The following is a 13716-nucleotide window of genomic DNA, read 5'->3' on the forward strand; positions in this document are numbered from 1 at the left end:
TAATTATAAAAATTAACCTGAAGTATTTATATATGAGATTTATTAAAACTTTTTTTTTATTCTTCTTACTGACACAGTCTCTTATAGCAATCTCCTCTGCGCAAGACAGCACGATAGCTCCCAGAAAGAAAAGAGCATTCCTTGTACTTCCGCTAGTTATAAATACACCAGAAACAAAGTTTGGAGGAGGGGCACTTGGTACAGTAATTTTTAAGATAGGTAAAGATACTTCTGTAAGGTCTTCAAATGTACAGTCATTCATCATATATACTCAAAGAAAGCAAATTGTTGTAGAGAGTGGCGGAGGATTATTTTTTAAGAAAGAGAACTACATAGTTAAATGGTTTGGAACCTATAGCTACTTCCCCGACAGATTCTATGGTCTTGGTAACAACACTCCTAAAAGTAACATGGAGACATATACCTACAGACAAATATACCTTACATCTCAATACATGAGAAAAATATATAAAAAGTTATATGGTGGATTTGATTATGAATTACAGGATGTGATTAGTCTTGATTATGAACCAGGAGGATTATTTGATCAGGAGAATATATTAGGGAGAAACGGTGGCACAGGTTCCGGCCTTGGCCCTTTGATTGCCTGGGATAATCGGAACAATGCATTTTATCCTACTAAGGGAGCATATCTGCAGGTTTCTTATGTGCTTTTCAGAAATATCTTCGGCAGTAATTTTAAATTTCAAACTAACTTTTTTGATTTCAGAAAATTCATAAAATTAGGTGGTCAGAATGTTCTTGCCTTACAGTTATTTTCGCAAATCACATCTGGTGATGTGCCAGTCAGAAACCTGTCATACATCGGAGGGCCCTTTATTATGAGGGGTTATTATCTGGGTAGATATAGAGACAACAATGCGATTGCAATACAAAGCGAATACCGGATGCGTGTATGGAGAAGGTTCGGTGCTGTTGCTTTTGCAGGATTAGGGGAAGTTAGTCAACAATTGAAAGACTATTCCATTAATGGTTTAAAATACTCATTGGGAGCGGGTATACGCTTTGCCATTGTCCCTAAAGAAAGTATCAATCTCAGGGTAGATTTCGCGATAGGTAAAAACTCCTCAGGCTTTTATCTATATTTAACAGAAGCTTTCTGACCTCCTCAAGTTGTTATAACTGGAGCTCCGGCACGGATCTCTTCATTAGCATAGGTTTTAAATACTTCAAAGTTTTTTATAAATGCATCTGACAATTTCTCTGCAGTCAATTTATAACCTTCCTTATCCTTCCAAGTGTTATAAGGCAAAAGAATATCTTTAGGCACATTGGGGCACATATCAGGTACCATTAACCCAAAGAAAGGTTCTTTTTTAAAATTGACCTGTTCAAGCTTCCCTTCAAGTGCCGCTGTAATCATAGCTCTTGTAAATTTCAGTTTTATTCTGGAGCCTGTACCGTAAACACCTCCAGTCCATCCTGTGTTGATAAGCCAGATATTCACCTTATTTTTCTTCATCTTTTCGCCGAGCAAATTAGCGTATACAGTAGGATGCAAAGGCATAAACGGTGCCCCAAAGCAGGCAGAGAACACTGGTTTGGGTTCATTTATTCCTTCTTCAGTGCCAGCAACCTTTGCAGTGTACCCTGATATAAAATGATACATAGCCTGCGCCGGAGTAAGCCTTGATATTGGAGGTAATACTCCAAAGGCATCAGCAGTGAGAAAGAAAATATTAGCAGGTAAACCACCTTTGGATGGGTGTACTGTATTAGGTATATACTCTATAGGATATGATACCCTTGTATTCTGAGTGATGCTTGTATCAGTGTAATCGACATCTCGTGAATAAGGGAAGCATCTTACATTTTCAAGTACTGATCCAAACTTTATTGCACCATAAATTTCAGGTTCAGCTTCCGGGTTAAGATTAGCAACTTTAGCATAACATCCACCTTCAAAATTAAACACCCCTTTGTCATCCCAACCATGTTCATCATCACCAATCAGAAATTTATCAGGATCTGCGGATAAAGTTGTTTTTCCAGTTCCTGAAAGACCAAAGAACACTGCTACCTTACCATCTTTTCCTATATTGGCAGAAGCGTGCATAGATAGCACCTGATGCTGATGAGGGAGTATAAAATTCAATATTGAAAATATTGATTTTTTGATTTCTCCGGTATATGCTGTTCCTCCAATAAGAATCACCTTCCTCCTTAGATCTATTATAGAAAAGTTTTTGCTTCTTACACCGTCAGTCGTAGGATTGGCTTCAAAATCAGGGAAGCATAAAATAGTATACTCAGGATCTATATACTGAAGCTCCGATAATTCAGGCCTCATAAACATATTATAACTGAAAAGATTATGATATGCTTTTGTTGTAATTACTCTGAGTGATTTTCTGTAATTAAAATCGGCACAGACAAAGGCATCCCGAACATATAATTCTTTCCCTTCAGAATAATCAAGCATTTTATGGAAGATAACATCAAAGTATTTCCCATCGATCGGATGATTAATATCCCCCCAGTGAATTGAGTCTTTTGTTAATTCATCCTTTACAAAAAACTTATCTTCGGGGCTTCTTCCGGTGAATCTTCCGGTATCACAGGCAAGTGCAGCATCATTGGTTAGTATACCTTCCCCATTGCGGATTGCATGTTCCACAAGTTCTGCCGGAGAAAGATTCCAGTAGATATTTTTAGCTTTGTTAATACCAATCCGCTCTATACCAGCAACCAATGACTTCAATCCTGCTTGTTCCATATTTACAGAGTTAATGAGTTCTTAATGTGTTATGCTGTCACAAGACATTCTTTATTTTTATGCATTACAAGAACAGGATAATTTGTTTTATTAATCAGCTGATGAGTATTACTTTCCTCTATAAAGTTATCATAAAGTTTTTCATGGCCAGGGGAAATAATAATCAGATCAGCTTCATGCCTTTCCGTAAATTCATTTATACCTTGGATGATGTCTTTTTTCTCAAGGACGAAAAAGGCTACATCGCTCGTATCACTTTTCATTAAGAAGTTATTATAACCATAACTAATAAGATCATCAGCATTTGATGGTGCTTTCTGATCCTGAATAGTTAGAAAATCTATATGAGCGTGAAGAGATTCTCCGAGTTCCACTACAAAATCTACAACCTCTTTTTCGTCCTCACCGGTAAGTTCACTCGTATAAACTATTTTCTGTATTGGTGTATAGGTTGTCCCTGGAGGCACTTCCAAAACAGGACAACATGTCTTTTCAATTACCTCTGAGGTAATTCGGCTATATGGAGCATACCTTTCAGATACACCCTTAGTAGCCATGACTACGAGATTTCCCTCTCCAGCTCTTATCGTCTTAATGATTTCATTAGCAGGATTCCCTGCTGATACTATTGATGAAATTGCTACATTCCCGTATTTATCCCTTATTCGATGCGCATCAGCAATTGAATCCAGCTCCTTTAAGGCTTTTTCCTTTTCGCGGGAAATACTTTCATCTAAAGCATCTTTATATTTTGATTCAATACAATGAAATAATACAAGCTCAGCTTTTAAAACCTTAGCAAGCTCATATCCGTAACGTACCGAATTACTCGAATTGATTGAAAAATCTGTAGGACAAATAATCTTTGATATCATTTCCATACCCCTCCTCCTTCTTCTGTCTGAATACCTTCCTTTTTTATTTAACAGAATCTCATATAAATGGTTCTCTACCACTTATTCTAAAGACCTTAATCAAACATTATCAACACTTTACTTAAAAGCATCATTCAACACCAAAACGTAAATTATTTTTATACCATCCTGAACACAAAATGATTAGCTATAGGCATAAAAATCTTAGCAAAATCTAACAAAATCAATACTTTAGCACAACCAATTAAACCGCTTTTCGTTGAGAGTTCAATATGAAAATCACTATATTATCGATGTATATATAAAAATGAAAAAACAACCGCCGCCATTTCACAACACCACTTTACTGGCATTCAGCATAATATTTTTCGGATGGGGATTACTCACCTCATTAAATGGTACTCTTATAGCCCAACTTGATTATATATTTGAACTGGATGACTTTAAAAAGAGTCTTATAAACCTGACATTCTTTGGAACATACTTCTTTGTATCGCTGGCTTTTTTTCTTTTCTCCGAATACAAAAAAGACCTCTTGAGTCTTTTCGGTTATAAATATCTAACAGTAACAGGATTAGGTATAGCAGCCACTGGAGCCTACCTTTTTTATCCTGCTTCTACCTTACTCTCATTCCCCCTTTTTATGGGAGGACTTTTTGTACTGGCCTCAGGCATAACTCTTTTGCAGATATCTGCGAATACATATATTGTAAACCTCGGCTCTTCACAACATTCATTTTCAAGACTAACTGTCGTTCAGGCTTTAAACTCTCTGGGAGCTACATTGGGACCAATTCTTGGAACTTTTCTGATAATGAAAACAGCTAACCTTACGCATGAAGAGATTTCCTTACTACAACCTGACCAACTACTTTCTTTCAGAAAAATTCAAGCTATAGCTGTTCAATCTCCATATTGGACAGTGGCCATATGGCTGATAATTCTGGGATCTTTGATATTCTTTCTTCCTATGCCGGATCTTGTAAAGAATAATCAATCTATACAACAAAATAAACAGAACAACTCTAAACTTAATCTCTATCTTGCAGCACTTGGTATATTTATGTATGTGGGGGCTGAAGTGACAATAGGATCAAACCTTGGTGCCATTATAGATCAATACTATCCTGACATGACAAGTGATAAAGCAACAGTAATTTACACTTATTGGGCTCTGGCAATGATAGGAAGATTTGCAGGTGGATTTATATTACAGTTTGTTAATGGAGGTAAACTGCTTCTCATTTTTGCCTTAAGCACCTTATGCTTACTTACCTTTGGAATTGCAGGCTCTGAGGAGCTCAGCATATATTCTTTAGCTGCAATTGGCTTTTTCAATTCAATTATGTTTCCAGGAATATTTGCATCAGGATTGCACAAATTAGGTGATTATACCGGAAGAGGAGCCTCATTACTGATTATGGGCATTGCAGGTGGAGCAATTATTCCTTTAATCTACAAATCCTTAAGTTTGGTTTCAGGTCTTAAGGTAGCGCTTATAATAGCCTTCATCTGTTACGTTTATATAGCCTATTACGGCAGATACTTTCAAAAACATTCTGAGATAGTTGAATAGAACCTTATAGCAATGGAAATAAAAAACTTCGGAATAAGAGAGAAAATCATTGGAGGTTTCCTCATTCTAATAATCATCTTTGGTTTGAATGGTGTATTTAATCTTTCAGCCATTAACAATTCTCAAAGAGCCCTTTGGGAAATTTTAAAGGAGAAAGACCCTTCTTTGCAAAATCTTAATCAGTTCAGATTCGAGGTACTTCAGAGTATACACAACACCTCTGGGCTTGTTTATGGTTATCCTCCGGTACAGGCTGATAAATCCTCTGATATAGATTATATAAGTGATTTACACAAATTAAAAAAAGATTTGCTTGCCAACAGGGTATTCTGGGAAGAAGATGAATCGAAAGAGCTATTGAAGGATGTTATGAATAATGTAGACAAACTTATTACTCTTGAAACTACAATTATTAATAATCACAAAACGAATTCATCTGATTCTTTAGTAAGTGAAAATTTTGAGGCAACAGTGATTCCGATTGCCAGCAAAATTATAGAGCAGACTGATATAATAATCAAGATTAAAGAAACCGAAAAAGAAAAAGATGAACTTATGATGACAGAGTTTTTCGGCTCTCTCAAAAATGGTTTATTCATTTCCGGTATATTAATCATTGTAGTATGTGTTGTGATATCAGTTTACACGTCTAATACAGTTCTCAATCAGATTAAAAAGATTGGACAGGTTACAGAAGATCTAAGCAAAGGTTTACATCCGGCCCCAATTCAAAACGTAAAAAACGATGAAGTTGGTAAAATGGCTAAAGGAATCAATACCTTGATTGAGGGATTAAAAGAAACTTCTGAGTTTGCAGAAAATATTGGGAAAGGAAATTTTGAAGCAAACTTCAGCCCCTTAAGCAGCCAGGATGTTCTTGGCAATTCATTAATTGAAATGAGGAACAATCTTAAAAAAGTTTCAGAAGAAGACAAGATCAGAAATTGGGCGAACGAAGGTAATGCAAGGTTTAATGATCTTTTGAGAAATAATTATAACGATAGAACAGAATTTGCATACACCATTCTTTCCTCTTTGGTAAAATATCTTGATGTAAACCAAGGGATGTTCCTTGTGTGTCAAGTAGAAAATGAAGAAGAGTATATTGAAGAGATAGCATCCTATGCATGGAATAGAAGGAAATTTGGTAAAACCCGCTATATAAAAGGAGAAGGATTGGCAGGGCAAGCATGGGTTGAACAGGAACACATATTTATGTCTGAAGTACCGGAAGATTATGTTCAGATCAAATCCGGGATAGGACTGGCAATGCCAAGATCAGTAATCGTCTTTCCATTAAAGTATAATGAAGAAATATATGGAGTCATAGAACTCGCATCCTTTAAGGTATTTACTGGATACGAAATTGACTTCCTGTTAAAGATATCTGAAAACATTGCTGCTTCTCTTTCAAATTCAATGACAGCAGAGAAAATGAAAAAGCTTCTTGATGAAACACAGGTAAAATCTCAGCAATTAAGAGAGCAGGAAGAGCAAATGAGACAAAACCTGGAAGAACTTGGAGCAACTCAGGAAGATATGATGAGAAGAGAAATGGAAATGAGCCAGCAATTAAAAGTATTAAATCAGGAGAATGATATACTGAGAGAGAAAATGAATGGTCTTGAATAACTTTTATAGCTAAGCAGAGTATTAAAGCTCTGCTTAGCTTATTTATAATTATCTCACCTTAATAAACTTCAATGTCCTTTTCTCTTTGCCTGAATCTATTGTTACAAAATAAGTTCCTGCTGCTAGGTTCCCTCCGATAAGCTCTTCATTTCCTACTATAATATTCTTTGAAATTACTTTTCTTCCAAATAGGTCAACCACGGAAATCATAGCTTCTTGTCCCTTCAGATGCTCTATCACCAGGTTTGCTTCGTCTCGTGTAGGATTCGGAAAAAGCTTATATCCATCAATCGCTGCTGCAGAAGTATTTGATAATACATAGAAACACAACTCTTTACTTTCTGTGACAGCGCCAATACCGGCTGAACTGGCCAATCTCAATTTATAATTTCCTTCAGGCAAAGATGAGGATATCCCCCCTGCAATTGTTCCAGTGGGCTTTGTCTCTGAAGTCCCAATAACAATAGGATTATCAAAACTACCGGTATTATCAGATAATTCAAGTCTAAATACTGCATTACCTGGGAAATTGCCCGAAGTATTGTATTGAATATTGTAAGTTGCAGGTAAACAATTTGTTGTTGTAAATGCAGTATCATTTGCCCAGGATAAATGACTGACTCCTATTTTCACTATATTTTTAGAAGGTTCATATCCAATAAGATTTCGTCTATAGTAAGTTGTGACATAAACAATTTCAGGATCATAAGATAATCCATTTGCTCCAGGGATATCATAATAGTTAATATTATCCATACTTGTTTGCCATTGATAGACATTACCTGATTGCTCTACTCCATTTAAATTATCTGGGTTCCCGGATAACTCAACAGGATCTCCGGAATTTACAAACCACTGAGAAGACCCGATTGAAGAATGCGTGATCGTTCCTGCGATTACAGCTACCGTAAATACATTACTTGGACTTCCATTATTTACCCTCCTGAAATAAGTAGTAGTGCTTAAGTCATCATCGGGAACATAAGCTATTTTGTCTCCATTCGACAAAGGTGTCCAGTTGGTTTGATCATTACTCCTCTCCCATTGTATTGAACCACTAACAGAGTTTCCTACAATAGCCCCAATTGATGATGCAGGTGCATTGGAGTAAAACACCTTGTCAGTGGTCAGAATTTCATTGCCTGAAGTTCCTGAGCTCTGTACAAGATTTATCTCATTGCTTTTATGATTTGCCTGAGGATCGAATATAACAGCATAGACAGTCCCCACTCCATAGTTAAGATCTGAGGGATTAACAGAAAAACTTTTCCCCGTTATCTCCACCTCGTGCACTCCTCCTCTTACATCATAGGCATCAGAAATCTTTACAGGTGTGCATTTTTCACAAGGGCTGTACATTAATATTGCCTTACTTTCAATGAATGATATTGCAAACTTGTTGTATACCTTCAGAGTAAAGTCAAAAGTTTTAGGTGATGAAACATTTACTACATTACTATTCACATTGAGATGTGAGACAATACAAGAAGGTATGCCTAGCCCTTTGGCATCAGGCCTTGAAGAAGACATTCCTTTGTCATAATAAAATGATCCAGGCACTATACAAAAATTATCTTTACCATAAACTGGATCTATAAACTTAATTTCTTCCAGATCAAGATTCACCTGATTTTCTCCCAATTGTAAAGTAGGAACAGTACCATGGGTTTCTATTCCATTGCCTCCGGAGAAATAGTTATTGAAGATGTTATAAATAACAGGATCTTCATCATCTTCAGGCGTAGCAGGATTGTCCTGCTTAATAAAGAAGTATTCAAGATCAGCCTTTGGTTTTCCAGGATCATTGACTCCTCTGTAAATATTCCTTACATAATTGCCTTCAAAGTTTGTAACACGATTCTCGGTCCCCAGATAGTCAGATTCACAATAAAATGCTGCAGAAACACTGTTGAAATCATTAACATCACTTGTGTCATTCCACGTATATGTTTCCCCTCCTCCATCAAGATAGTTGTTATAAAATTCTATACCGGCACCTAATTTATTTATCAAATTACCTTCCGGAAGATCAGGTAAAAATGCCGTTTTAAAACCTTCCCTGTTAATTCCATGCACCATCTCATTTTTACCATCCATAATAATGTTATTATAAAAATTCCCTCTTGTACCTCTTTCTATCTGAAATCCATTATTTTCTACACCATAGCTTGTTCCGTCGAGAAGGCTTGCCTGATAACAAATATTATTATGCACTTCAACCTCAAGTGCATTCCTGACTTGAATAGGTTCAAATCCTGTTCTTACAATCAGGTTGTTATATATTTTTACATTAATGGTACTATGCCATACCGGCAATTCTGTAGATTGCCCTATATAAACGCCCTCCATGCCTATATCATGCAGATAGTTATCATGAATAAATATATCTTCCATGACAAAGGAATTATCTCTTCCATCAAGTCCATTACCTCCTCCATCTATCTTGCAGGAAATAGCCGAAGCTCCGGCATTCATCACTTCGATATTTTCAATTTCAATATGACTTGTAAGTTTTTCCTTAGGTATAGAAGAGTTAGTCCATTCAAAAACAACTCCGTGACATCCTCCGCCCTTTGTTATTTGTCCATTTATAGGTGCTGCATCCCAACAGGAATGCGAAATCTTAATGCCATATTTAATACCAGGAGATCCCTTTCCTGATACTTTTACATACTGACATTCCTGAAGGCGGAAAGCAGAATTATAATAGACAGGATTTACAATCAGATAATTAACATCTACAATTCCCCCCTCCTGATTGGTAATCGTAATCCATTTATCGGGAGTACCAAAAATTCCCCTAAACAGTAAATAGCTTCTCATACCATGCTGCAACACCATAGTATCACCAGGACTTATCTTATAATTCTTTGTTGGAGAAACCTTTCCGTCATCACTTATTGTGAAATGTAAATTAGTTCCGAATACATCAGTAAGGGATGAAGGTATCCAAACTTTAGTAGCAAATGAGTTTTGGGCGTAAATAAAAAAAGCCAAAAATAGCAATAGATTAATTCCGGATTTTATCCTCAACATCATAGTATTTTTTTTAATCCAACCACTTCGGAAGGTAAAGGTTTAAACTTTTACATACATTTAACTTTGATTAACTGCTTTTTTTTTCTATACTTGCCTTATGAATAATTTAAAACATAACTATTGGCACTGGCACATTTCCTCCAAAGAAATTGTGGACAGTATAGTTATGTCTGAAGAATATTAGATTATAATATTATAATGATATAAAAGGCTCGCTGTGCACGGTGAGCCTTTTTTGTTTTATACCTAACTCAATAACCTATGAAATTTGAAGTAACAGAGAAAGGCTATTATGGCACTTTCGGAGGCTCCTATGTGCCCGAAACACTGATATCAAACATAGAAGAACTTCAGAACAAATATCTGAAGATTATTGACAGTGCAGCATTCAAAAAAGAATTCTTGTGGTTGCTTAAGCACTATACGGGCCGGCCTACACCATTATATTATGCGCAAAGACTATCAGAAATGTATGGAACTAAAATTTTACTAAAACGCGAAGACCTTTGCCATACAGGTTCTCATAAAATCAACAATACTATTGGCCAAGCATTGTTGGCCAAAACGCTTGGCAAAAAACACATCATAGCAGAGACAGGTGCTGGTTCACATGGAGTAGCGACAGCAACAGTTTGTGCTCTGCTTGGCATATCTTGTTCTGTCTTTATCGGAGAAAAAGATATCGAAAGACAACAGTCCAATGTAAAGAGGATGCAGATGCTTGGAGCTACGGTTATTCCAGCGAAATCAGGCAGCAAAACACTTAAAGATGCAACCAATGAAGCATTAAGATATTGGATTAATAACCCTGAAGATGTTTACTATCTTATAGGTTCTGTTTTTGGCCCACATCCATATCCTGCAATGGTAACAAAATTTCAGTCTGTTATCAGTAGTGAAATATTGAATCAGCTCTACCAAGTTGCTGGAAGAACTATTCCTGACTATGTGATTGCTTGCGTCGGAGGTGGCAGTAATGCAGCAGGAAGTTTTTATCACTTTCTTGATTTGCCTGAAGTAAAACTCATCGGAGCTGAAGCAGCAGGACATGGAATAGTATCAGGCATGTCAGCGGCTACCACTTATCTTGGAAGACCAGGTGTCATTCACGGATGTAAAACCTTGTTTATACAATCCGATGATGGGCAAATAGCAGAGGCTCATTCTATCTCTGCTGGGCTTGATTATCCAGGAATTGGGCCGTTACATTCCAGATTGCATGAAATTAAAAGAGCAGAATATATTCCCGTCACAGATGACGAAGCTATTAAAGCGGGGCTATTACTGGCTGCCAAAGAAGGTATAATCCCTGCATTGGAATCAGCTCATGCATTGGCAGTACTTGAGAAAAAGAAATTTGAAAGAGATGAAGTTATCGTCATATGCCTTTCAGGAAGAGGGGACAAAGACCTTAGTACTTATGAAAACTACAATTAAAACTATGGAAACAGTTACCAAAATAAATAATAAATTAACAAAAACGCTTAAGATAAAAGATAAAATTCTCTCTGTATATTTTACTGCTGGTTATCCTGAATTATATGATACCACAAAGCTTGTACTTATACTGCAGGAAGCTGGCGCAGATATGATAGAGATCGGTATTCCCTTTTCAGACTCACTTTTGGATGGACCTGTCATACAGGATAGTAACAATAAAGCACTGAATAATGGAATGACACTTAAACTTTTGTTACAAGAGTTGTTAACAATAAAAGATCAGATCAGAATACCATTAGTATTGATGGGATCTTATAATTCTGCCTTTAGACTTGGTATGGAAACATTCTGCAAAGCATGTAAAGAGTGTGGAATAGATGGAGTTTTATTTCCAGAAATGCCACCAGAAGAATTTCAGGAAGACTATCTAGAAATGTATGAAGCGAATAATCTATCTTCAATATTTATGGTTAGTCCTCAGACTTCAGAAGAGCGGTTGAAGTTTATCGATGAAGTGACTACAGGTTTTATATATGTTCTATCATCTAATAGCACCACAGGAAGTAATGATAAAACAGAATTCAAAAATTCATACTTTGAAAAAATCAGAGATCAGAAATTACAATCACCGACATTAACAGGATTTAACATACGGACTAAGGAAAATTTTGATATGGCTTGTAAATATACACAAGGCGCTATCATTGGATCAGAGTTTATAAGACTTATATCCAATGGCGTTGAACAGGACCAGATAAAGAATTTTATTGAGAAATATAAAAAAGCTGAATAATTGTCTAAAAAAGAGTCTCGTTGTTCGGGACTCTTTTAACATAACATAAAGAACTCAGGAAGCAGTCTCCGTTCCTATTCAACAAGAATTTTATCAGATGTGAGAGGAATAAATTTATATCCTTTCAATTTTCCCTTCTCTTGCTTTGAGACAAACTGATTTATAATTTTCTGGATATCCTTACTTTCCTTTTGTTTTGTAATGACGTTTCTGAAATCCTCAAGATGATTAAGCGTATTATCTTCTACAAAGCCAAAACCCTGGTATTTTCCATCTTCAATAAGGACTACTGAATTTTCATATCGGGATCTACCCTTCCCAATAATAGCAAATGTGGGCTTTTCCTGTTTCATTCCATCCAGTGCATGTTCTACCTTTGTGTTATAATCTTCCGGAGATTCCTCCATTACACAGGCTCCTTTACAGGCTTTCAGACTGTAATCCACGCAAGCTTTTTTGGTAGTTTGAAGTCCTGACAATCTTGGACAAAGATCAAAGTCTCTGACAGCAGCATATAGAAAGTCTCTGGCATCAGTCATATAGTTAAAAGAAAATAAAGGGACAGTCTTCTGTATTTTGCCTATGCTGAGCCGTTGATAACCATTTTGATCATAGTAGGAAAAAATACCAAACTGAGCTTCCGGAAATTTCTGTATTTTATTGTAAGCCGGCCAGAGCCTTTTTATCTCATGTGATTCCATCAGAAAAGCTACTAACTCGTTGCCAGCAAGTTCGAAAGAGATACTATGAATATTATTAAAAAATCTAAGTTTTTCTTCCGCTGAATTTCTGGAGCTAAAGTGTCCTGCAATGCGTTTTTTGATATCAATCGCTTTGCCTACATAAATAGCTTTACCATTTTCATCATGAAAATAATAAACACCAGGAAGAGATGGTAAGTTATTAAACTGATCCTTATCGAGATTTGGAGGAAGCGTGGTTTCTTTTGAATTGGCTTTTAAAGAAGTAATAATAAATCCTTCCGAATCATTTGCTACCAATTTTGTGAATACTTCATAAGTTGCTTCAGCATCGCCACCTGCCCTATGTCTGTTTTCAATTTCCACATTTAAGAATCTGCATAAGTTGCCTAGGCTGTAAGATGGAAATCCAGGAAATATCTTCCTACTTAATCTTACAGTGCAGAGTTTTTTGGATTTGAACTCAATGCCTGCTTCGGCAAGTTCTGACTTCACAAAATTGAAATCGAAACTAACATTATGTGCTACAAAAATACAGTCCTTCAGATAACCATGAATCTCCTCTGCCAGCTCATTAAAATAAGGTGCATCATCAGTCATGGAATTATCTATTCCCGTAAGTCCTGTAATAAAAGGAGGAATCGGCACACCAGGATTTATAAGTGATTCAAATCTGTCTATTATTTTATAGCCATCTGTAATAATTATAGCTATTTCAGTAATCCTGTTACCTTCGGAATACCCTCCCGTTGTTTCAATATCGACGATTGCAAAAAGCATTAAATCTTTGTTAAATTAAACTCATTTTACTTCCTGCACTTGATAATGAGGAATATAAAATTCTTAGAACAGACAAGCAGGACAACCCGTTTTTTCAATTATTAAAGCTTCCCGATTAACGACTCAAAGTTAAAAAAAATATT

The 13716-nt window shown here is 36.2% G+C and carries 9 protein-coding genes; 5 read left to right on the plus strand and 4 right to left on the minus strand.

What is annotated here, in order from left to right:
* Positions 1-32 precede the first annotated feature (32 nt).
* Positions 33-1124 (plus strand): BamA/TamA family outer membrane protein, encoded by a 1092-nt coding sequence (locus K350_RS0125590; RefSeq protein ID WP_028982355.1) that lies wholly within the window; start codon positions 33-35, stop codon positions 1122-1124.
* Positions 1125-1129: 5 nt separating this feature from the next.
* Here the strand turns inward: K350_RS0125590 and pckA are convergent, their stop codons facing one another.
* Positions 1130-2737, minus strand: coding sequence for a phosphoenolpyruvate carboxykinase (ATP) (gene pckA, locus K350_RS0125595; protein ID WP_028982356.1), 1608 nt, complete (start codon positions 2735-2737; stop codon positions 1130-1132).
* Positions 2738-2766: 29 nt separating this feature from the next.
* Positions 2767-3618, minus strand: coding sequence for a universal stress protein (locus K350_RS0125600; RefSeq protein ID WP_156027201.1), 852 nt, complete (start codon positions 3616-3618; stop codon positions 2767-2769).
* A gap of 301 nt (positions 3619-3919) precedes the next feature.
* On the opposite strand from K350_RS0125600, the gene gluP reads away from it, so the two are divergent.
* Positions 3920-5188, plus strand: a complete 1269-nt coding sequence (gene gluP / locus K350_RS30385; protein ID WP_156027202.1) for a glucose/galactose MFS transporter — start codon at positions 3920-3922, stop codon at positions 5186-5188.
* A 12-nt stretch (positions 5189-5200) separates the two neighbouring features.
* Positions 5201-6820 carry a GAF domain-containing protein gene (locus tag K350_RS0125610; RefSeq protein WP_028982358.1) on the plus strand — a complete coding sequence of 540 codons (1620 nt, stop codon included), beginning with the start codon at positions 5201-5203 and terminating at the stop codon, positions 6818-6820.
* Between the two features lie 48 nt (positions 6821-6868).
* On the opposite strand, the gene K350_RS0125615 is transcribed toward K350_RS0125610, so the two are convergent.
* The gene (locus K350_RS0125615) at positions 6869-9859 is read right to left on the minus strand and encodes a T9SS type A sorting domain-containing protein (RefSeq protein ID WP_037577285.1); all 2991 of its coding nucleotides are present in this window, start codon (positions 9857-9859) and stop codon (positions 6869-6871) included.
* Between the two features lie 261 nt (positions 9860-10120).
* On the opposite strand from K350_RS0125615, the gene trpB reads away from it, so the two are divergent.
* Entirely contained in the window at positions 10121-11296 is a 1176-nt protein-coding gene (gene trpB, locus K350_RS0125620) for a tryptophan synthase subunit beta (protein ID WP_028982360.1), read from the plus strand.
* Positions 11280-12092 (plus strand): tryptophan synthase subunit alpha, encoded by an 813-nt coding sequence (gene trpA / locus K350_RS0125625; protein WP_051313692.1) that lies wholly within the window; start codon positions 11280-11282, stop codon positions 12090-12092. The genes trpB and trpA overlap by 17 nt, the downstream gene beginning before the upstream one ends.
* A 74-nt stretch (positions 12093-12166) precedes the next feature.
* Here the strand turns inward: trpA and K350_RS30390 are convergent, their stop codons facing one another.
* A complete protein-coding gene (locus K350_RS30390) occupies positions 12167-13573 on the minus strand; it encodes an exonuclease domain-containing protein (protein ID WP_081671147.1) in 1407 nt (468 codons plus the stop codon).
* Positions 13574-13716: the final 143 nt, after the last annotated feature.

Origin of the sequence: Sporocytophaga myxococcoides DSM 11118 (assembly GCF_000426725.1) — a bacterium.
GTDB classification, from domain to species: Bacteria; Bacteroidota; Bacteroidia; order Cytophagales; family Cytophagaceae; genus Sporocytophaga; species Sporocytophaga myxococcoides.